Annotated in this window: 18 protein-coding genes, 1 tRNA gene and 1 riboswitch; of the genes, 10 read left to right on the forward strand and 9 right to left on the reverse strand. The window is 63.4% G+C overall.

The window, feature by feature from the left end:
* Nucleotides 1–168: 168 nt before the first annotated feature.
* The 3 genes from AC1DYC_RS18245 to AC1DYC_RS18255 all read left to right on the forward strand — a co-directional run bounded on the left by AC1DYC_RS18245 (nt 169) and on the right by AC1DYC_RS18255 (nt 2,764).
* Entirely contained in the window at nt 169–552 is a 384-nt protein-coding gene (locus AC1DYC_RS18245; RefSeq protein WP_477409007.1) for a hypothetical protein, read from the forward strand.
* 110 nt (nt 553–662) lie between these two features.
* A complete protein-coding gene (locus AC1DYC_RS18250) occupies nt 663–1,337 on the forward strand; it encodes a response regulator transcription factor (RefSeq protein ID WP_477408719.1) in 675 nt (224 codons plus the stop codon).
* Complete coding sequence (locus AC1DYC_RS18255; protein WP_477408721.1) at nt 1,334–2,764, forward strand: sensor histidine kinase; 1,431 nt, start codon at nt 1,334–1,336, stop codon at nt 2,762–2,764. Before AC1DYC_RS18250 ends, AC1DYC_RS18255 begins: the two co-directional genes overlap by 4 nt.
* Nucleotides 2,765–2,798: 34 nt before the next feature.
* On the opposite strand, the gene AC1DYC_RS18260 is transcribed toward AC1DYC_RS18255, so the two are convergent.
* Nucleotides 2,799–3,221 carry a phospholipid-binding protein gene (locus AC1DYC_RS18260; RefSeq protein ID WP_477408723.1) on the reverse strand — a complete coding sequence of 141 codons (423 nt, stop codon included), beginning with the start codon at nt 3,219–3,221 and terminating at the stop codon, nt 2,799–2,801.
* Nucleotides 3,222–3,285: 64 nt separating this feature from the next.
* Here AC1DYC_RS18260 and AC1DYC_RS18265 point away from each other — a divergent pair.
* Nucleotides 3,286–3,359: transfer RNA gene (locus AC1DYC_RS18265), tRNA-Gly, on the forward strand.
* Nucleotides 3,360–3,425: 66 nt separating this feature from the next.
* On the opposite strand, the gene AC1DYC_RS18270 is transcribed toward AC1DYC_RS18265, so the two are convergent.
* Both AC1DYC_RS18270 and AC1DYC_RS18275 read right to left on the reverse strand, forming a co-directional pair.
* Nucleotides 3,426–3,887: a hypothetical protein gene (locus AC1DYC_RS18270; RefSeq protein ID WP_477408725.1), complete on the reverse strand. Its 462-nt coding sequence runs from the start codon at nt 3,885–3,887 to the stop codon at nt 3,426–3,428.
* Between the two features lie 280 nt (nt 3,888–4,167).
* The gene (locus tag AC1DYC_RS18275) at nt 4,168–5,157 is read right to left on the reverse strand and encodes a LysR family transcriptional regulator (protein ID WP_477408727.1); all 990 of its coding nucleotides are present in this window, start codon (nt 5,155–5,157) and stop codon (nt 4,168–4,170) included.
* Between the two features lie 315 nt (nt 5,158–5,472).
* Between AC1DYC_RS18275 and chvE the strand changes: the two genes are divergently transcribed.
* The 4 genes from chvE to araD1 all read left to right on the forward strand — a co-directional run bounded on the left by chvE (nt 5,473) and on the right by araD1 (nt 10,676).
* Nucleotides 5,473–6,543, forward strand: a complete 1,071-nt coding sequence (gene chvE, locus AC1DYC_RS18280) for a multiple monosaccharide ABC transporter substrate-binding protein (RefSeq protein WP_192258872.1) — start codon at nt 5,473–5,475, stop codon at nt 6,541–6,543.
* A gap of 122 nt (nt 6,544–6,665) precedes the next feature.
* Nucleotides 6,666–8,198: a multiple monosaccharide ABC transporter ATP-binding protein gene (mmsA, locus tag AC1DYC_RS18285; protein ID WP_477408729.1), complete on the forward strand. Its 1,533-nt coding sequence runs from the start codon at nt 6,666–6,668 to the stop codon at nt 8,196–8,198.
* The gene (gene mmsB, locus AC1DYC_RS18290) at nt 8,195–9,487 is read left to right on the forward strand and encodes a multiple monosaccharide ABC transporter permease (protein WP_477408731.1); all 1,293 of its coding nucleotides are present in this window, start codon (nt 8,195–8,197) and stop codon (nt 9,485–9,487) included. The genes mmsA and mmsB overlap by 4 nt, the downstream gene beginning before the upstream one ends.
* A gap of 196 nt (nt 9,488–9,683) precedes the next feature.
* On the forward strand, nt 9,684–10,676 hold the full coding sequence (gene araD1, locus AC1DYC_RS18295; protein ID WP_477408733.1) for an AraD1 family protein: 993 nt from the start codon (nt 9,684–9,686) through the stop codon (nt 10,674–10,676).
* A gap of 175 nt (nt 10,677–10,851) precedes the next feature.
* Here araD1 and AC1DYC_RS18300 read toward each other — a convergent pair whose 3' ends face one another.
* Nucleotides 10,852–11,622, reverse strand: a complete 771-nt coding sequence (locus AC1DYC_RS18300; protein ID WP_477306858.1) for an ABC transporter substrate-binding protein — start codon at nt 11,620–11,622, stop codon at nt 10,852–10,854.
* A gap of 100 nt (nt 11,623–11,722) precedes the next feature.
* Complete coding sequence (locus AC1DYC_RS18305) at nt 11,723–12,847, reverse strand: 2'-deoxycytidine 5'-triphosphate deaminase (RefSeq protein WP_477408735.1); 1,125 nt, start codon at nt 12,845–12,847, stop codon at nt 11,723–11,725.
* Nucleotides 12,848–12,957: 110 nt separating this feature from the next.
* Nucleotides 12,958–13,035: riboswitch (SAM riboswitch) on the forward strand.
* 57 nt (nt 13,036–13,092) lie between these two features.
* Between AC1DYC_RS18305 and AC1DYC_RS18310 the strand changes: the two genes are divergently transcribed.
* Nucleotides 13,093–14,283 (forward strand): O-succinylhomoserine sulfhydrylase, encoded by a 1,191-nt coding sequence (locus AC1DYC_RS18310; RefSeq protein ID WP_477408737.1) that lies wholly within the window; start codon nt 13,093–13,095, stop codon nt 14,281–14,283.
* Nucleotides 14,284–14,322: 39 nt separating this feature from the next.
* Here the strand turns inward: AC1DYC_RS18310 and AC1DYC_RS18315 are convergent, their stop codons facing one another.
* On the reverse strand, nt 14,323–15,477 hold the full coding sequence (locus AC1DYC_RS18315) for a ceramide glucosyltransferase (RefSeq protein WP_477408739.1): 1,155 nt from the start codon (nt 15,475–15,477) through the stop codon (nt 14,323–14,325).
* A gap of 208 nt (nt 15,478–15,685) precedes the next feature.
* Between AC1DYC_RS18315 and apaG the strand changes: the two genes are divergently transcribed.
* Nucleotides 15,686–16,078, forward strand: coding sequence for a Co2+/Mg2+ efflux protein ApaG (gene apaG / locus AC1DYC_RS18320; RefSeq protein WP_112565540.1), 393 nt, complete (start codon nt 15,686–15,688; stop codon nt 16,076–16,078).
* A gap of 219 nt (nt 16,079–16,297) precedes the next feature.
* On the opposite strand, the gene AC1DYC_RS18325 is transcribed toward apaG, so the two are convergent.
* The 3 genes from AC1DYC_RS18325 to AC1DYC_RS18335 form a co-directional block, all read right to left on the reverse strand.
* On the reverse strand, nt 16,298–17,329 hold the full coding sequence (locus tag AC1DYC_RS18325) for an Hsp33 family molecular chaperone (RefSeq protein WP_477408741.1): 1,032 nt from the start codon (nt 17,327–17,329) through the stop codon (nt 16,298–16,300).
* Between the two features lie 112 nt (nt 17,330–17,441).
* The gene (gene argF / locus AC1DYC_RS18330; protein WP_192258864.1) at nt 17,442–18,353 is read right to left on the reverse strand and encodes an ornithine carbamoyltransferase; all 912 of its coding nucleotides are present in this window, start codon (nt 18,351–18,353) and stop codon (nt 17,442–17,444) included.
* Between the two features lie 17 nt (nt 18,354–18,370).
* Nucleotides 18,371–19,570, reverse strand: a complete 1,200-nt coding sequence (locus AC1DYC_RS18335; RefSeq protein ID WP_477408743.1) for an acetylornithine transaminase — start codon at nt 19,568–19,570, stop codon at nt 18,371–18,373.
* Nucleotides 19,571–19,668: the final 98 nt, after the last annotated feature.

Here is a 19,668-nt window from a genome sequence, read left to right on the forward strand (position 1 = left end):
CTGACGGAGAGCAGTTTTCCGTGGCGGCCCCCACCGATCTCCACCGCGGGAAACTGCTTTTCTCCGTCGACCTTTGCGGAGCCATTCAAGGCTGGCCGCGTAATGTCGAAGCAATTTTCAAGGCCTAGCTGCAGCTCGTCTTTCAGCGCAGGAACCACACTCATGTCCATGTCGATAACGGGCCGCAAATGGGTCCCGAAAGTCTTGCTCGCGGCGGCATTGCTGACGATCTCCGCCTGCGCGTCCGACATCATGAAAAACTATATCGGACAGCCGGTCGAAACGGTGGTGCTCGACTATGGTCCGCCGACGGCAATCGTCGATCTCGGCTCGGGCGAGCGCGCCTATCAGTGGCGCAAGATCTCGACCAATGTCGTTGCCGGCTCGACCAGCGGCGAGGTCCGCCGCACCAAGCACGGCACCAAATATGAGACGACCGAGACGCCGGGCTATATCGAACGCCAGGAGTGTTTCTACACCTTCTATGCCCGCTCATCGGGCGGCCGCTGGTTCATCACCAATTTCCGCCAGCCGAAGCTGGAATGTGAGTGAGAGGGATTGCTTGGCTGGCTCTTGTGGCGGGGGCGGGAACTGTCTACCGCCATGATCGCCTGCCGCAGGCGCCAGCAATGGCATCCCGGCATGAGTGAAGGACATCAGGCATGCGCATCCTTTTGATCGAGGACGAGCCGGAGATGGCGTCGGTGCTGAAAACCGCGCTGGAGCGCCAGGATCTTGTCGTCGATCACGTGTCGACGCTGGCCGACGCCGAGGCCATGGCAAGGCTGGGGACATTCGACGCCGTTGTGCTCGACCGCCGCCTGCCCGACGGCGACGGCCTCAGCCTCATCCCGCGCCTGCGAGCTTTGCATGTCGATGCACCGGTGATCGCGCTGACGGCGATGAGCGGTCTCGACGACCGCGTCAGCGGGCTCAATGCCGGCGCCGACGACTATATGGTCAAGCCCTTCGCCATCGAGGAATTGGTGGCACGGCTGCGCGCGCTGCAGCGGCGCCAGTTTACGGTCAGGGCCGAGCAGGCGGTGGTCGGCCGCCTGACCTATGATTTCCGCCATCGCGAAGCGCTGGTCGAGGACCAGGCGCTGGAACTGCCCAGGCGCGAACGCCTGGTGCTCGAGACGCTGATCCGCCGGCCCGGCCGAGCCATCATGCGCAGCGCGCTGGAAGAAGCCGTCTATGCGCTGGATGACGAGATCGGCTCCAATGCACTCGACGCGCATATTTCGCGGCTGCGCCGCAAGCTCGACGACGTCGCCGCCGGCATCGAAATCCGGGCGATCCGCAACATCGGCTATCTCTTGCGGGCGGTGCCATGAGAGAGCCGCGCGCACGCTCGCTGCAATGGCTGCTGGTGCGGCGGCTGATCCTGCTGCAGGCGGCGATGCTCGCCGTTTTCATAGCGCTGTGCGCCGCAGCTCTGTGGATCGCCAACCCGACATTGCTGGCCGACAATGAAGCCGCCGCGACGGCGCTCAGGAATGCCGTCGAGCGCGAGCCCGATGGCCGGCTGGTGGTGCGCGAAACGGAAGCGCTGCGGCAGTTTCGCGAGAGCTTTCCGCATGTCTGGTACATCATCCGCGACAAGACCGGCCAGAGTGTCCGCTCCGGCGACATACCGGAGGTCTATGCCGCCACGCCGGGTGCGCTGTTGGATTCGGTCGAGCACGCATCGCTCGATCTTTCCCGCGACGATATTCGCCCTGAAGCCTATGTCGAGAACGTCGCCAGCAAGGCAGGGCCGGTGCAGATCGTCACCTCGACGCGCTCCTCGCGCGAGCAGACCGACGGGCTTGAGATCAACATCTCGGCGACGGTCGACGTCGCCCACAATCCCGACGGCAGCCGCAACTGGCAGCGCGCTTTGCCGGCGCTGGCGCTGATCATCGCCACATTGGTGCTGCCGATCGTCGTCGTCATGGGCATCGCCACGCTGGTGACAACGCCCGCGGTCATTCGCCGGTCTTTTGCCGGCCTTGTCGACACCGCCCGGCAGGCGGCGGCAATCGACATCGGCACCAGGGCAACGCAGCTCGCCGTTGCCCTGGTGCCGCAGGAGATCGCGCCGCTGGTCCGGGCCTTCAACCAGACGCTGACGCGGCTGGCCCAGGGCTATGACCGCCACAACCGTTTCCTTACCGACGCCGCGCACGAGCTGCGCACGCCGATCGCGATTTTGCGCACGCGCGCCGAACTGTTGACGAAGGAGCCGCAAAGCGAGCGAATGCTCAGGGATATCGAGCGCCTGTCGCATCTGGCGCAACAGTTGCTCGACCATCAGATGCTCGAACGCCCCGCAGACGAGCGCCGGATCGTCGATCTCGCCGAGTTGGCCAGCCGCGTCGCCGCCGACTTCGCCCCGCTCGCCATCGAGGCCGGCTACGATCTCGCTTTTGAGCCGCCGCCCTGCAAGGTCGAGGTCGAGGCCAATGCGCTGCAGATCGAACGCGCGCTGGCCAATCTGGTGCGCAACGCCATCGACCATGGCGGCGGCGCCGGCATGATCACCATCGCGGCCGACGCGACGGGCGGCCTTGAAGTGCGCGATGAAGGTCCCGGCATTCCAGCGGCGGAGCACGAGAACATCTTCGAGCCGTTCTACCGCCTGCAGCCGCAATCGCGCGGCGCCGGCCTCGGCCTCAACCTCGCCCGCCAGATCGCCGGCCTGCATGACGGGACGATCCGGATTCTGGACGGTTCCTGGCGCGGCGCGCGCGTGCGCATGGAGCTACCAGTGCGCCACTGATGCTGGCAACGAAACGCAGACCTCGTCCGCTGCCTCAGGGGAATCGCTTCCTTGCCTTTGCCGTGCCGATCGTTTTGCCAGCGGCATCGAGTGCCTTGACGGTGAACTGGTACGTGTGTGGCGACGGAGGGCACGGCCCCCGGTATGAAAACGCCCCATAAGGCAATGAAGCTCCGGAATAAGCCACCTTGCCGCCGCCATGCGAAAAATCCGGCGCGTCCAGATCAGACATGCGAATGTCCAGTTTGACGGTGCCCGCCGGAACACCGGCAAGCGTCATCGGTGGTGACTTGCTGTCGAAGCACTTCTTGGTTGGCCCCCAGTCGACAGAAACCGACATGCCAGCCTGAGCCGTAGTGACGAAACCGCACACCAAGGCGGCAGCAAGTAATATTCTCATGAAATCCCCCCATTTCCCGGCCAGATCAGGAGCAGAAATGCCGATGCATTGCAACATGGCACGCGCCGGCCAGTTTTGGCGATTGCCCGGACGGCGGCTCGCATGATATCGAGAGGCCGAAGCGGGTATGATGTAATGGTAGCTTGTCAGCTTCCCAAGCTGAACGCGCGGGTTCGATTCCCGCTACCCGCTCCAGCAAGAATCAATGATTTAGACGGAGTTTGCCGGCGCCTGCCGCAGGCCTGCGCATTGCGACATTGTTCATGCCTGCACCTCGGCGCATATGGGAAGGTGCTCTGCAACCTCATCGGCTTCCATCCGCATCAGGGTGTGCGACAGGCCGCCGTGCTCGTCGATCCACTGCCGCACCCAATCGGGATATTGCGAGAGAAGGTAGTTGGCAGCGACGGCGTTCTGATGAGCGCCGACGCCGTACGGCAGATGGAAGCCGAAGGAAGCACGCGGGGTAACGCAGAGCTGCTCGACGGGCAGAGACAGATAGAGCGTGCAAGCGCTGTCGCACTCCCCGTCAAAGTGCACTGGCTCGTCGGCGGCGCGCAGTTTGGCGATGTGCAAAGCGAAGGTCACGATCTGGCCACCGGGATTGCCGCTCACCGTCTCCGCGTTCGCGGGCAGCGCCGTCATCAGGGTGGCGGCGAAGAGCCCAATCGCCATGGTCTTCAACGTCCATCCAAGCTTTGCAAGCGGCAGTTCAGTGTGCATCCTGTGGCCTCGCGTTTGTTTCGCGACGCCAACGCTAGCATCAAGATGGTTAACATTAGGCAGCGCTCATCAATCTTCCGATCAGTCTGTCACACTGGCGCGAGCGAGATCCCCTCCACCCGCTCCAACCTGCGGCGCAGGGCTGGGCGCGTGACCCGTTGTCCAATTTTCTTGGGGCCGCAAAGGACCACATTGGCGGACCACGCCAATGCCGCCATCCGTGTGGCCGCACCAGGTCCGGCTATAGTCCCGTTCCGCGCAAGGAGGGAGTTCCCGGCCGCTATCCCACCTCCCGCAAAATGAAATCGTGCAGCATCTTGGCGGCCGGGGACAGGGCGCGGTTCTTGACCGTGATCAGGCTGTAGGGGCGGACCTCGATGTCGAACTCGGTCTGGACGACGTCGATGGCGCCGGCGAGACCGTCGGGGTTCTGGATGAATTTCGCCACCTGGATCGACACCGGAGCGATGGCGTCGGATTGTGCCACCATGACAAGGGTAAGCAGGAGCGAGGAGGTGTTGAGAATGCGGTCCGGCAGCGCGATATTGCGGTTCAAAAAGTTGCTTTCCATGGCCTGGCGCAGCGGCGAACCGCCCGACTGGAAGACCCAGTCATAGGCGGCGGTGTCCTCGAGCCGCACCGCCTTGCCATTGCTCAGCGGATGGCCGCGGCGCACGATCAAGCAGGCCTTCTCGACGCCGATGACGCGCGATTCGAACAGCCGCGGATTGAGGTCGTCGGGGATGCGGGCGATGATGAAATCATGACGTGTGGCGATCAGCTCGCGCGCCAAGACGTTGGAGGTTTCGACCTGCATGGTGATCTCGATGCGCGGATAGAGGCGGCGGATTTCGCGGATCGCCGGCACCGCCAATTCGATCGCCGGAGCCGTCACCGCGCCGAGGAACACCGAGCCGCCCTTGCCGGCCTTGAGTTCTGAAATCTCGCGGTCGGCCTCGCGCATCTCGAGCAGGATGGAGCGCGCGCGCCTGGCCAGCGCCTTGCCGTAAGGGGTCAGCGTGATGCCGCGCGGCAGCCTTTCGCACAGCTTGACGTCGAGCACGGCTTCCATCTCGGCGATCATGCGTGACGCCGCCGGCTGCGAGATGTTCATCACCTGCGCCGCGGCACTCACACGGCCGTGGTCGTCGAGGGCGACGATCATGCGCATATGGCGCAGGCTGAGGCCGCTGCGCAAAAGGGTTTCGCTGCCGCCCGGGACCTCGTCGTAACCACTTGAAATTCCTGAGGAATTGCGCAGCGCCGCCATGATTTTCTCCTGCTCCCGCGCGTGATCGGCCGGCAATCCGACCAGGCCTTTATCCGCTCCTAATATATATCAGTTTCGATATAGCAACTATCAAAGATCGCATTTGACAGTTATGGCAAAGGGACACACCCTGAGCGCGTCTTGAGACTTGACGGTCGTTTGACGAGCAAAATCGTATCGATCGAAATCAGTCTCTCGAGATTATTGGGAGGAATACCAGAGATCGACATGCCGGCGGTGGCGCGTTTCGCTTCCGTTCGACTGCGCGGCCCGCGAAGCCCCGGGGTGCCGCGTCCATCAACCAGGGAGAGTTAAGTGAAAATCATCAAGACACTGGCCGCCGTCGCGGCCCTCGGCATCGCTGCCATGACCTACTCGGCGCATGCAGCCGACAAGGGTCTCGTCGGCGTGCTGATGCCGACCAAGACCTCGCAGCGCTGGATCAATGACGGCGACGCCGTCAAGTCCCAGCTCGAGGCTCTCGGCTACACGGTCGACCTGCAGTACGCGCAGGACGACATCCCCAACCAGCTCAGCCAGCTTGAAAATGAAATCACCAAAGGCCCGAAGGCGCTGATCATCGCCTCGATCGACGGCACCACGCTGTCGGATGCGCTGCAGAAGGCCGCTGACGCCGGCGTCGTCGTCGTCGCTTATGACCGCCTGATCAAGAAGACCGCCAATGTCGACTACTACACCACCTTCGACAATTTCGGCGTCGGCGTGATCCAGGCGAACTCGCTGGTCAAGGGTCTCAAGGAGCGCTTCCCGAACACCAAGCCGTGGAACGTCGAACTGTTCGGCGGCTCGCCGGACGACAACAACGCCTTCTTCTTCTACAATGGCGCCATCTCCGTCCTGCAGCCGCTGATCGATGACGGCTCGATCAAGATCAAGTCCGGCCAGACCGGCATGGACAAGGTCGGTACGCTGCGTTGGCTCGCCGCCACCGCCCAGGCCCGCATGGACAACCTCCTGTCGGCCAACTACTCGGACGGCAGCCGCGTCGATGGCGTTCTGTCGCCCTATGACGGCCTGTCGCGCGGCATCACCGCCTCGCTGCGCGCTGTCGGCTATGGCACGGACGCCCAGCCCTGGCCGATCGTGACCGGCCAGGACGCCGAGACCGCCTCGGTCAAGCTGATCATCTCCGGCGAGCAGTACTCGACCGTGTTCAAGGACACCCGTGAACTGGCCAAGGCCACTGTCGAACTCGTCGACAAGGTGCTCTCGGGCGGCAAGCCGGAAGGCCTCGATGAAAAGACCTACAACAACGACGTCAAGGTCGTTCCTTCGATCCTTTTGACGCCGCATGATGTCGACAAGTCGAACTACCAGGCGCTGGTGGTCGACTCCGGCTACATCAAGGCCGACGAGCTGAAGTAAATTCGGTTGTAAAATCAGGGGTCCTGCGCACCGCAGGGCCCCTTTTCGTTCACCAGCGAGCCCGGTATTGTTGCCGACCTCGCCGGCAGTGTTTGCCGACCTCTCAAGGAGCGGTAGTTCCCATGGCCTCGACGATTTTGGAGATGCGCGACATCACCAAGACGTTCCCCGGCGTGAAGGCGCTGTCGAACGTCAACCTCAGCGTCGAGGAAGGCGAGATCCATGCCGTTGTCGGCGAGAACGGCGCCGGCAAATCGACGCTGATGAAGGTTCTCTCCGGCGTTTATGCATCCGGCACCTATGACGGCGCGATCGTCTACCGTGGCGAGGAATGCCATTTCAAGGGCATTCACGACAGCGAACACAAGGGCATCGTCATCATCCACCAGGAACTTGCGCTGGTGCCGATGCTGTCGATCGCCGAAAACATTTTCCTTGGCAATGAACACGCCAAATTCGGCGTCATCGACTGGAATGCCAACGAGACACGCACCAGCGCCCTGCTGAAGAAGGTGGGCCTCAAGGAGGACCCCAAGACGCTGATCACCAATATCGGCGTCGGCAAGCAGCAGCTGGTCGAGATCGCCAAGGCGCTGAGCAAGGAAGTCAAGCTGCTGATCCTGGACGAGCCGACGGCGAGCCTGTCCGAAAAGGACAGCCAGGCGCTGCTCGACCTGCTGCTCGAGTTCAAGCGGCAAGGCATGACCTCTATCCTGATCTCGCACAAGCTCAACGAAGTGAACCGGGTCGCCGACAAGGTCACGGTCATCCGCGACGGGCGCACCATCGAAACACTTTCCAAGAAAGACATTTCGGAAGACCGCATCATCACCTCGATGGTCGGGCGCTCGCTCGACGATCGTTACCCGCCACGTGAGCCAAAGATCGGCGAGGTTGTGCTGCAGGTGAAGAACTGGTCTGTCTATCATCCGATCCATGCCGAGCGGCAAGTGATCAAGGGCATCGATATCAACGTCCGCAAGGGCGAGGTGGTGGGTATTGCCGGGTTGATGGGTGCCGGACGCACCGAATTCGCGATGAGCCTGTTCGGCCGCTCCTATGGCCGCCGTATCACCGGTGAAGTGCTGCTCAAGGGCAAGCCGATCGATGTCTCCTCGGTCAGCAGGGCGGTTGACCATGGCATTGCCTATGTCACCGAGGACCGCAAGACCTATGGTCTCAACCTGATCGATCATATCAAGCACAACATCACGCTGGCCAACCTTGGCGGCGTGTCGCGCCACGCCGTCATCGACGATTTGCGGGAACTCGCCGTCGCCAACGACTACAAGGCCAAGACCAACATCCGCTCGTCCAGCGTCTATCAGATGACCGGCAATCTGTCGGGCGGCAACCAGCAGAAGGTGGTGCTGTCGAAATGGCTGTTCGCCAATCCGGAAGTGCTCATCCTCGATGAGCCGACGCGCGGCATCGACGTCGGTGCCAAGTACGAAATCTACACCATCATCGCCCGCCTCGCCTCCGAAGGTAAGGCGATCATCGTCATCTCGTCGGAGATGCCTGAACTGCTCGGCATCACCGACCGCATCTACGTCATGAATGAAGGGCGCATGGTTGGAGAAATGGCGGCGAGCGACGCCAGCCAGGAAAAGATCATGCGCGCCATCGTTCGGGGAGAAGGAAAGCCATCATGACCACCGAAAGCGGTCCCGCGCCGAAAAGCGGCGTCGCCGAAGATGTGCAACAGGGGCCGCGCGTTGCCGTCTCGGCGCTGATCACCAATTTGCGCGACTACGGCCTGATCCTGGCGCTGATCGCCATCATGGTGTTCTTCCAGTTCACCACCTCCGGCACGCTGTTCAAGCCGGTGAACCTGAGCAACCTGGTGCAGCAGAACTCGTTCATCATCGTGATGGCGCTGGGCATGCTTCTGGTCATCGTCTCCGGCCATATCGACCTCAGCGTCGGCTCCGTCGCCGGCTTCATCGGCGCGCTGGCGGCTATGATGATGGTCATCTGGCCCCTTGGACCATTCAGCAATCCGCTGGTGGTTTCGATCGTCTGCCTGATCGTCGGCGGCCTCATCGGCGCGGCACAGGGCTACTGGATTGCCTATCACCGAATACCGAGCTTCATCGTCACGCTGGCGGGAATGCTGATCTTCCGCGGCATCTGCCAGGCGCTGCTGGGTGGCGGGTCTTCGGTGGGGCCGCTTCCAGCCGGCTTCAAGGCGCTTAGTTCAGGCTTCATCCCGGATGTCATCGGCCCCTTGACGCTGATCCCACCGACGGTAAATGCGGCCGGCAAGACCATTGTAGGTAGCGGCATGACCCTGCACATGACGACGATCGTGCTGGGCCTGGTCGCCGTGCTCGCCTATGCCTATTTCGGGCTCAAGGCACGGCGTACCCGCGAAGCGCACGGCTACCAAGCCGAGCCTTTCACGCTGTTCGTCATCAAGACCCTGGTGACCAGCGCGCTGGCGCTGTTCCTGGTCTACCAATTTGCCAGCTACAGGGGCCTGCCGATTGTACTCATGGTGATGGGCGCACTGATCGCGCTGTTCGTCTTCGTCACAAAACGCATGACGATCGGCCGCCGCATCTACGCCATGGGCGGCAATGCCAAGGCGGCGCAACTGTCGGGCATCAAGACCGAGCGGCTGACCCTGATGGTGTTCATCAATATGGGCGTGCTGTCGGCGCTGGGCGGCCTGATCATTGCAGCTCGCCTTGGCCAGGCAGTGCCGGCGGCAGGTCTCGGGTCAGAGCTCGACGTCATCGCGGCCGTCTTCATCGGCGGCGCTTCGGCGATGGGCGGCGTTGGCCAGGTGATCGGCGCGGTGGTCGGCGGCTTCATCATGGGTGTGATGAACAACGGCATGTCGATCATGGGCGTCAATGTCGACTGGCAGCAGGTGGTCAAAGGCCTGGTGCTGCTCGGCGCAGTGGTCTTCGACGTCTACAACAAAAACAAAGGTTAGACCGGGAGCGGAACCAGGACGGCATACGGGTCACATCGCGGCGCTGCCGGGCAGTGCAAGAAGTCCCCTGAAGGACCAGGATCGCGAGCGCAATCCGGACGAAGAGTTTTAACCCGTGGCACGGATAGGTCCGCGCCGCGCCGGTAAGGTTTGTCAAAGCGGCAACCGAGCCAAGACAATTGAGAGAGGGTTCATCATGCTGATCTCCCAGATCCTCGACGACGCTGAGACGATCCGCGTCGTCGCCCGCAATGGCGGCAAGACCCGGATCATCAACGGCGCCCGCAGCGTCTATTCGCTGGCGATGGAGGCCGCGCGCACCGGCACCGGTCTCGCCGCACTGATCGAGCGCAAGGGATACGGTGAGGCCGTGGACCTCGACGCCGCCTACAAGAAGGGCCGGCTGGTGTCTCCGATCAACCATCCCGATCCCGCGCATCTGCATCTGACCGGCACCGGCCTGACCCATCTCGGCTCGGCTGCAACGCGCGATTCCATGCACAAGAAGCTCAGCGATGGCGGTGAGGAACAGCTCACGGATTCCATGAAGATGTTCCGCATGGGACTGGAAGGCGGCAAGCCGGCCAAGGGCCAGACCGGCGTGCAGCCGGAATGGTTCTACAAGGGCAATGGCACCATGGCGGTGGCGCCGGGAGCGGCGCTGATGTCGCCAGCCTTTGCGCAGGACGCCGGCGAAGAGCCGGAGATCGCCGGCATCTATGTCATCGGCGACGACGGCGCGCCGTTCCGCGTCGGCTTCACGCTGTCCAACGAGTTTTCCGACCACGTCACCGAGCGGGTGAATTACCTGTTCCTGGCGCATTCCAAGCTGCGCAACGCCTCGTTTGGGCCGGAGATCCTGATCGGCGACCTGCCGGCCGACATCAGGGGTTCGTCGCGAATCCTGCGTGATGGCAATCTGCTATGGGAAAAGCCGTTCCTGTCGGGCGAAGCGAACATGTCGCACACCATCGCCAATCTCGAGCACCACCACTTCAAATATTCGGCCTTCCGCCAGCCGGGCGACGTGCATGTGCACATGTTCGGCACGGCGACGCTGTCGTTTGCCGATGGGATCAGGACGCAGGCCGGCGACGTCTTCGAGATCGAAGCCGGGGATTTTGGATTGCCGCTGCGCAACCCGCTGGAGATCGAGCAGCCGGTGAAGGTGGCGGTGAAGGCGTTGTAGCGCCCTTACCTTCTCCCCTTGTGGGAGAAGGTGGATCGGCGCGTTAGCGCCGAGACGGATGAGGGGTGTTCCAAGGAACGCCAACGTCTCACTCCGCTGGAACACCCCTCATCCGACCTCGCTTCGCGAGGCCACCTTCCCCCACAAGGGGGGAAGGAAGAGGCGCTCTCCAAGCTCAATAAATATCAAAATCGAAATACTTCGCCTGGATCTTCTTGTACGTGCCGTCGGCAACAATCGCGTCGATCGCCGCGTTGAGCTTGTCGCGTAGCGCCGTGTCTTCCAGGCGCACGGCAATGCCGGCCTGCGTCTCGGTGCCCTTAACGTCGCCGACCAGCTTGCAGCAGCCGTCGCTCGCCTTCTTCAGCCAGTCCATCAGCACGAACTTGTCCGAAATCACCGCATCGAGGCGGCCATTCTGCAGGTCGGTGATCGCCTCTTCCTGGGTCGGGTAAAGTTTTGCCTCCGCACCGGCCTTGCCGTAGGCGTTCTGGGCGTAGTCGGCCTGGGTGGTCGAGGCCTGCGCGCCCACCGTCTTGCCGGCGAGGGCTGCCGGTTCGGTGGAGGTGAGGTCGCTGTCCTTCGGCGCCACCAGCGCCAGCGGCGTGGTGTAGTATTTGTTGGTGAAGGCGACCTGTTTCTTGCGCTCCTCGGTGATGCTCATCGACGCGATGATGGCGTCGAACTTCTTCGCCTGCAGCGCCGGGATGATGCCGTCCCAGTCCTGGGTGACGATCTCGCACTCGACCTTCATTTGCGCGCACAGCGCATTGGCAATGTCGATGTCGAAGCCTTCGACCTTGCCGTCAGACGTAATGGTGTTGAAGGGCGGATAGGCGCCCTCGGTGCCGATCTTCAATTTCTCCTGCGCCTGCGCCAGCGAGCCGGCCGCCATCACCAGCATGGCAGCGCTCGCTGCCGACATGATCCATCTTGAAATCTGCATTTTTGGTTCCCCTTGCGCGCCGGTCTCTTGCCGGTCACCGAAAGGCAGCCAAGCATGGTGAGCCAATGCAGGCAAGTATTTTGCCCGCCGGTGATCGAGGTCAGCCGGCGGTGCGGAAATGCTTGGAGAGTTTCAGGCCTTGCGCCTGGTAGTTGGAACCGAGATCGGTCCCGTAGAGCGCCTGCGGCCGCTTCAGCATGTGTTCGTAGACCAGCCGGCCGACGATCTGGCCATGGTCGAGGATAAACGGCACTTCGTGGCTGCGCACTTCGAGCACCGCCCGGCTGCCCGTGCCGCCGGCGGCTGAATGGCCAAAACCCGGGTCGAAGAAGCCGGCATAGTGGACGCGGAATTCGCCGACCAGCGGATCGAAGGGCGTCATCTCGGCGGCGTAGAGCGGCGGCACGTGCACCGCCTCACGGCTGACCAGAATGTAGAATTCGTCGGGATCGAGCACCAGTTCGCCGGCGCCGCTCTTGTAGAGCGGCTCCCAGAAATCGACGGCATCCTGCGCGGCGCGCTTGTCGACGTCGACCAGGCCGGTGTGATGCTTGCCGCGATAGCCGACCAGGCCGTTCTGATCGCCATCGAGGTCGATGGACAGCGCAATGCCGCCGCCGGAAATGTTGGGCGGCTCGGTGGCCACCAGCATTTCGGCCCGGTGCAATTCGTTCAGCTCTGCCTCCGACAGCAAAGCATTGCCGGTGCGGAAGCGGATCTGCGACAGCCGCGAGCCGGCGCGCACGACGATCGGAAAGGTGCGCGGGCTGACTTCGAGATAGAGCGGGCCGTGATAGCCGGCGGCGATCTTGTCGAACTCGTGGCCGCGGTCGGTCATCACCCGGGTGAAGATATCGAGCCGCCCGGTCGAACTCTTCGGATTGGCCGAGGCGGACACGTTTGCAGGCAGCGCCAGGCTTTCGAGCAGCGGCACGATGTAGACGCAGCCGGTTTCCAGCACCGCGCCATCGCTGAGATTGATCTCGTGCAGCTTCAGCCGGTCGAGCTTTTCCGACACCTTGTGGTTGGGGCCTGGCAGGAAGGACGCGCGCACGCGAAAAGCCTTGTCGCCGAGCCTGAGATCGAGGCTGGCCGGCTGGACCTGATCGGCGTCGAGCGCGCGCGGTGACTTCAGCGCGCCGGACTGGAACAGCGCGGAAATGTCCTGATCGGGAAGAATGCCTGTCTGCCGCAAAGGCTGGCTCCACTCCAAGGCCGGTGACATGAGGCAGGTTTCTTGCCGCAAAACCGCAGGGCACTTTTGCGGAACCTGCCTTGGTACAAACCTCTTAATGAAGCCGGCAATTGACGCAAGCATGGCTGAGGTCTAAAGGGTCGTTATCCCGTGGTGATTTGGCCGGTCGGCTTGCAGCCACGTTAAACAAGTCGCTAAAGGACCGTCGGGCCGCAAGGCCGTATGGACCGGTTGCGACTTTCGCGGCCGGTTTTTTTGTGTCTGGAACAAAAACGATGAGCACCAAGAAGCGTAACTGGAAGCCTCAGACCGCACTCGTGCATGGGGGAACACTGCGTTCCCAGTTCGGCGAAACGTCGGAAGCGATGTACCTCACCCAAGGCTATGTCTATGAGACGGCACAGGCCGCCGAAGCCCGTTTCAAGGGCGAGGAGCCGGGCTTCATCTATTCGCGCTACGCCAACCCGACCGTCGACATGTTCGAAAAGCGCATGTGCGCGCTGGAAGGCGCCGAAGACGCCCGCGCGACCGCCTCCGGCATGGCCGCGGTGACGGCTGCCCTTTTGTGCAGCGCAAAGGCCGGCGATCATATCGTGGCTGCGCGCGCGCTGTTCGGCTCCTGCCGCTGGGTGGTCGAAACGCTGGCGCCGAAATACGGCATCGAGGCGACCCTGGTCGACGGCACCGACATCGCCAATTGGGAAAAGGCGGTCAGGCCGAACACGAAGCTGTTCTTCCTGGAAAGCCCGACCAACCCGACGCTTGAAGTGGTCGACATCGCCGCCGTTGCCTCGCTCGCCACCTCGATCGGCGCCAGGCTGATCGTCGACAATGTCTTTGCCACGCCTTTGCAGCAGAAACCGTTGCAGCTCGGCGCCCACATCGTCGTCTACTCCGCGACCAAACACATTGACGGCCAGGGACGGTGTCTCGGCGGCATCATCCTGTCGGACAAGAAGTGGATCGACGAGAATCTGCACGACTATTTCCGCCACACCGGCCCGAGCCTGTCGCCGTTCAACGCCTGGACGCTGCTGAAGGGCCTGGAGACGCTGCCGGTGCGGGTGCGCCAGCAGACGGAAAGTGCCGGCAAGATCGCCGACTTCCTGGCCGGGCAGCCGCAGATCGTGCGCGTCATCTATCCCGGCCGCGCCGACCACCCGCAGGCCGACATCGTCAAGAAGCAGATGACCGGCGGCTCGACGCTGATCTGCCTCGACGTCAAGGGCGGCAAGCAGGCGGCCTTCGCCCTGCAGAACGCGCTCGACATCGTGCTGATCTCCAACAATCTCGGCGACGCCAAGAGCCTGATCACCCATCCGGCGACGACGACGCACAAGAACCTCAGCGACGAGGCACGCGCCGAGCTCGGCATCGGACCGGGAACGCTCCGACTGTCGGTTGGTCTGGAGGATACGGACGATCTGCTTGAGGACGTTGCGCAGGCGCTGAAGGCGGCGAAGTAGCGGCCTGCTTCGGAAGCAAGGTAAAGGCCCGGGCGTTGATCAGGCGCCCGACGAGGCCTCTTCCAGTTCCGTCATCGCCTTGGTGCGGATGGTCATGGCATTGCCGCGCCATTCGACCGCACCGCCGAGCCAACCGCGCGACCAGATGGCGGGAAGCATCACATCGCGCACGATCATTGCGGTGACGATGCGCGGCGACAGATACCAGCCCTTGGCCCAGGCAAGCAGGCATTCCGGCGCATAGGCAAAGGCCAGGACGCCCAAAGCCGTGGTGGGCAGGCTGACGCCGGCGCTTGCCGCCGCCACCAGCGCCAGCAGCAGCGGCACCGCCACGCCGGTCAGGATTTCGGGCGTGTAGAACAGCGGGAAGGTGACGCGGCGCAGCCGCGACCAGCGCGTCTGGCGCGACCATATCTCGGCGAACGTGCGCTGGCCGAGCGGCTGTTCGAAAGGCGAAGCAACGAGATTGACGCGCAGGCCGAGCCCATTGACCAGCTTGGTCGCGGCGGCATCCTCGGCGATCTCGGCAGCAAGCGCCTCGATGCCGCCATTGGCGTCGAGCATTGGCTTGTTCCACAGCATGCTCTTGCCCTGGGCAAAGCCGAGGCCCAGCGCCTCGCCGGCATATTGCCAGCGCGCCTGCAGCGTGTTGAGGAAAGCGCATTCGACCTCGGCCCAGAAACCATCCGGCCGCGAGTCGATCGGGGTCGAGCAGACAAGCCCGGTGTCCGGCCGCCAGGCCGCCATCAGATGCTGGACGTAGTCGACAGGCATCAGCACGTTGGAATCGGCCAGGATGACCCAATTGTGCTGCGCCGCCTGCCAGCCCTTGACGCAGTTGTTGAGCTTCGGGTTGGCGCTGACCCGGTCATCGCCGATGAGGAGCTGCGCCGGGATCTCGGGATGGCCGGCGATCGCGGCGTTGATGAGCTTGACCACGGGGTCTTCAGCATGAGCGACGCAGAAGATCAGCTCGTAGCGCGGCCAGCCGAGCGAGAAGGCGCGCTGCAGCGTCTCCTGCGTAAATGGCTCCACCCCGCGCGATGGCACCACGATCGAAACCGGCGGCGCCTTTCTGGCCGGCGGCGCAATCGGGCGCGGCCGCCTCAGGCTGAGCGAGGCGAGCACAATGCCGGCGAGATTGGAGAGAAGCAGGAGTGTCGAAAGCAGTGCTGCTATGACTGTCAGTTCCATCCAGATCTGGTCACTCCGGAAAAAAGCGGCCAGGAATGGCCGTTTTCAACAGTTCGACAGAGCGCTGAGTCGCCCGACACGGTTCATGCACACCATCATTGTCATGTGTCACTTAAATGACATTGTTGTTCGGCACCTGCGCATGAGGCCTAATGCGGGTGTACGGCAAGAGCGCCGACAGGTCCGTTGGTGTCGTTTGGAGCAGCCTATGTACCGCGCCGTCACGCGCAACATCGAAGTGCAGGTCAGACCGTTCTACCTGGAGGATCGCTCGGATCCGTCGGAGAACCGTTATGTCTGGGGCTATCAGGTGACGATCGACAACCAGTCGGACGAGTTCGTGCAGCTTATGTCGCGCTACTGGCACATCACCGACGGCAGCGGCCGGGTCGAGGAAGTGCGCGGCGCCGGCGTCGTCGGCGACCAGCCCGAACTCAATCCCGGCGACAGCTATCAATACACGTCAGGCTGCCCGCTCTCGACGCCGTCGGGCTTCATGGTCGGACACTACACGATGCGCAACAAAAGGGGCGAGACGTTCGACATCGCTATTCCCGCGTTTTCGCTGGATCTGCCGGGGACGCGGCGAACGGTGAATTGAGAGGGCTTGGTTCCTCGCCCCCGCAAGGCGGGGGAGAGGTGGCCCGGCGAAGCCGGGACGGAGAGGGGGACGACCGTCGCGAAGCCAGAATCCGGTAAGGGTCAGGCGCAAGACCTGCAACGTCAGCGAATCCCCGTCTGCAGCAAAGACCCCTCTCCGTCCCGGCTTCGCCGGGCCACCTCTCCCCACTTCGTGGGGCGAGGAATCGGAGTTTGACCCTTACTGTGCCGCAAACTCCGCCGGGTCGAAGTCATACTGCTTCGAGCAGAACTCGCAGGCGACGTGGATGCCGCCATCCTCGGTCGAGTCCTTGATCTCCTGCGCGGAGAAGCCTTCGAGGATGCCGCGGATCTTGTCGCGCGAGCACGAGCACTGATCGGTGACCGGCACGCCGCCGAAGACGCGCACGCCATGTTCGTGGAACAACCGGTAGAGCAACCGCTCGGCGCCGATGGTCGGGTCGATCAGTTCGGTCGGCTCGATGGTGCCGAGCAGCGCCACCAGCTCACGCCACGAATTGTCGGCCGGCTCTTGCGTGACGTCGCGCGGATCGCCGTCGCCGCCCGAAATGTCGGGCACGCGCATGCGCTCGGGCGACTGCGGCAGGAACTGCGCCAGGATGCCGCCGGCGCGCCACTGTTCGCGCGCGCCGCCGGGACCCGGCGTCAGAAGCTTGGCCACCGAAAGCCTGAGGTCGGTCGGGATCTGTTCCGACTGGCGGAAATAGGTGCGCGCAGCGTCTTCCAGCGTCTCGCCGTCAAGCTGGACGATGCCCTGATAGCGCTGCGTGTGCGCGCCCTGGTCGATGGTCAGCGCCAAAACACCGCTACCCAGCAGCGTCTGCTGCGAGGTCTCGTCGGCGGCCACCAGGGCTTCCAGCCGATCGGCGTCGAAGCGGGCATAGGCTCGCAATGCCGAGGGCGTGGAGAAATCCGCGACCAGCATGTCGACCGGCCCGTCGGTGCGGGTCTGCAGGATGAACTTGCCCTCGAACTTCAACGAGGTGCCGAGCAGCACCGTCAGCACGCAGGCTTCCGCCAGCAGCCGGGCAACCGGCTCGGGATAGTCGTGGCGGCTGAGGATGGCGTCGAGCATCGGCCCGAGCTGCACGGTGCGGCCGCGCACGTCGAGCGGGCCGACCTCGAACGGCACGACGTGATCGTCGCCGGCATAGCCGAACTCGCCGAGTTTGGGGTGATGTTCAGTCACTTGATGCGTTTCCAACATGACAAAGCTCCAGGGCGCGGCCATGCGGCCCGGAGGGGTGCATGCGTCCAAACGCGCTTGATTTGCGTGATGCGGCGCAGATAGGCATCACGCCGCCCCAGATCAAGCGCCCAAGCACGTCAGGCACCAAGACACTTCAAGCCCCAAGACACCAGGCGAGCACGGCCTTCTGGGCGTGGAGCCGGTTCTCGGCCTCGTCGAAGACCACCGAATGCGGGCCGTCGATGACCTCGTCGGTCACCTCCTCGCCGCGATGCGCCGGCAGGCAGTGCATGAACAGGGCGTCGGGCTTGGCCCTTGCCATCAGCGCCGCATTGACCTGATAGGGCGAGAAGACATTGTGGCCGCGGGCGCGGTGCTCCTGGCCCATCGACACCCAGCAATCGGTGACGACGCAATCGGCCTGGTCGACGGCTTCCTCGGGCGAGCGGGTAAAGCTCAGCTTGCCGCCATTGGTCTTCGACCAGTCGATATGCTTCTGCGCCGGCTCGCTGCCTTCCGGCACCGCGACATTGAGGTTGAAGCGGAACCGTGCCGAGGCTTCGAGCAGCGAATGCAGCACATTGTTGCCGTCGCCGGTCCAGGCGATGGTCTTGCCGGCAACCGGACCGCGATGCTCCTCGAAGGTCATGATGTCGGCCATCAGCTGGCAGGGATGGGTGTCATCGGTCAGCCCGTTGATGACCGGGATGGTGGCGTTCTCGGTCAGTTCGAGCAGCCGTTCATGCGAGGTCGTGCGGATCATGATGGCGTCGACATAGCGCGACAGCACCTTGGCGGTGTCGGCGATGGTCTCGGAGCGGCCGAGCTGCATTTCGGTGCCGGTAAGCATGATGGTCTCGCCGCCGAGCTGGCGCATGCCGACATCGAAGGACACGCGCGTGCGCGTCGACGGCTTGTCGAAGATCATCGCCAGCACCTTGCCCTCGAGCGGCCTGGTGCGCTCGCCGGCCTTGAGGCGCGCCTTGCGCACCACCGCATCGTCCAGCATGAACCGCAGATCGCCTTCGGAAACGGCGGAAAGATCGGTGAAATGGCGAAGTGACATCAGGAATGGTTCCGGGGTTACTTCGCGGCGGCCGCGGTGATGGCGTCGGCCAGGCCTTTGGCGCCGGCACGGATGCGATCGAGCGCCTCGCCGATCTCGGCGTCGGTGACGGTAAGCGGCGGCAGCAGGCGAATAACGTTATCGCCGGCCGGCACCGCAAGCAGATGCTGGTCGCGCAGCGCCATGTTGACCTTGGTGTTGGGCATGGCGCATTTCAGGCCGAGCATCAGGCCGGTGCCCCGGATGCCTTCGATGACATCGGGAAATTCGTCCGCGACCCCTGCCAGCCCCTGCTTCATCAGCAATGCCTTGCGCTGGACGTCTTCGAGGAAGCCGTCTTCCAGCACCACGTCGAGTACGGCATTGCCGACGGCCATCGCCAGCGGATTGCCGCCGAAGGTGGTGCCATGCACGCCTGCCGTCATGCCGACGACAGCCTCGTCGGTGGCCAGGCACGCGCCCATCGGGAAGCCGCCGCCAATGCCCTTGGCGATCGCCATGATGTCGGGCGTCACGCCGGTCCATTCATGCGCGAACAACTTGCCGGTACGGCCGATGCCGCACTGGACCTCGTCGAAGATCAACAGCAGCCCGTGCTGGTCGCAGAGCTGCCGCAGCCGCTTCAGCGATTGCGTCGGCACCGGGCGGATGCCGCCCTCGCCCTGCACCGGCTCGATGAGGATCGCGGCGGTCTCAGATGTGATCGCCTTCTCGGCGGCGTCGATGTCGTCAAAGCCGACCTGGTCGAAACCTTCGACCTTGGGCCCAAAACCTTCGAGATATTTGTACTGGCCGCCGGCGGCGATGGTCGCCAGCGTGCGGCCATGGAAGGCGCCTTCGAAGGTGATGACGTGGAAGCGCTCGGGATGGCCCTTGACGAACTGGTAGCGCCGCGCCGTCTTGATCGCGCATTCCAGCGCCTCGGCGCCGGAATTGGTGAAGAACACCTTGTCGGCGAAGGTGGCCTCGACCAGCCGCTGGCCCAACCGGGTCTGAGCCGGGATCTCGTAAAGATTGGAGACGTGCCAGAGCTTGGCCGCCTGTTCGGTCAGCGCCGCGACCAGATGCGGATGGCTGTGGCCCAACGAATTGACCGCGATGCCGCCAGCAAAATCGAGATATCGCTCGCCCTTGTCGGTAACCAGCCAGGTGCCTTCGCCATGGTCGAAGGCCAGGGGTGCGCGAGCAAAGGTCTCGTAAAGCGCCGAACCGCTCATTATATGCTTCTCCGGTACCGGAAAATCAAAAAAGCCGCCAAAGCGGCGGCCTTGTGCGGCTTATCGTGTTTTTCGGCCATGAAGTCAACGAAAACGTC

Source organism: Mesorhizobium sp. P2_E7, from assembly GCF_056403855.1.

Excerpts from the sequence above, each read along its gene's own strand:
- mmsA (WP_477408729.1), top strand. The coding sequence starts at position 6,666 with ATGGCCTCGACGATTTTGGAGATGCGCGACATCACCAAGACGTTCCCC.
- AC1DYC_RS18250 (WP_477408719.1), top strand. The coding sequence starts at position 663 with ATGCGCATCCTTTTGATCGAGGACGAGCCGGAGATGGCGTCGGTGCTG.
- AC1DYC_RS18305 (WP_477408735.1), bottom strand. The coding sequence starts at position 12,847 with ATGTCACCGGCCTTGGAGTGGAGCCAGCCTTTGCGGCAGACAGGCATT.
- argF (WP_192258864.1), bottom strand. The coding sequence starts at position 18,353 with ATGTCACTTCGCCATTTCACCGATCTTTCCGCCGTTTCCGAAGGCGAT.
- AC1DYC_RS18260 (WP_477408723.1), bottom strand. The coding sequence starts at position 3,221 with ATGTTGCAATGCATCGGCATTTCTGCTCCTGATCTGGCCGGGAAATGG.
- AC1DYC_RS18325 (WP_477408741.1), bottom strand. The coding sequence starts at position 17,329 with ATGGCCGCGCCCTGGAGCTTTGTCATGTTGGAAACGCATCAAGTGACT.
- AC1DYC_RS18255 (WP_477408721.1), top strand. The coding sequence starts at position 1,334 with ATGAGAGAGCCGCGCGCACGCTCGCTGCAATGGCTGCTGGTGCGGCGG.
- AC1DYC_RS18310 (WP_477408737.1), top strand. The coding sequence starts at position 13,093 with ATGAGCACCAAGAAGCGTAACTGGAAGCCTCAGACCGCACTCGTGCAT.
- AC1DYC_RS18315 (WP_477408739.1), bottom strand. The coding sequence starts at position 15,477 with ATGGAACTGACAGTCATAGCAGCACTGCTTTCGACACTCCTGCTTCTC.
- AC1DYC_RS18245 (WP_477409007.1), top strand. The coding sequence starts at position 169 with ATGTCGATAACGGGCCGCAAATGGGTCCCGAAAGTCTTGCTCGCGGCG.
- AC1DYC_RS18300 (WP_477306858.1), bottom strand. The coding sequence starts at position 11,622 with ATGCAGATTTCAAGATGGATCATGTCGGCAGCGAGCGCTGCCATGCTG.
- mmsB (WP_477408731.1), top strand. The coding sequence starts at position 8,195 with ATGACCACCGAAAGCGGTCCCGCGCCGAAAAGCGGCGTCGCCGAAGAT.
- AC1DYC_RS18335 (WP_477408743.1), bottom strand. The coding sequence starts at position 19,570 with ATGAGCGGTTCGGCGCTTTACGAGACCTTTGCTCGCGCACCCCTGGCC.
- apaG (WP_112565540.1), top strand. The coding sequence starts at position 15,686 with ATGTACCGCGCCGTCACGCGCAACATCGAAGTGCAGGTCAGACCGTTC.
- AC1DYC_RS18275 (WP_477408727.1), bottom strand. The coding sequence starts at position 5,157 with ATGGCGGCGCTGCGCAATTCCTCAGGAATTTCAAGTGGTTACGACGAG.
- AC1DYC_RS18270 (WP_477408725.1), bottom strand. The coding sequence starts at position 3,887 with ATGCACACTGAACTGCCGCTTGCAAAGCTTGGATGGACGTTGAAGACC.
- araD1 (WP_477408733.1), top strand. The coding sequence starts at position 9,684 with ATGCTGATCTCCCAGATCCTCGACGACGCTGAGACGATCCGCGTCGTC.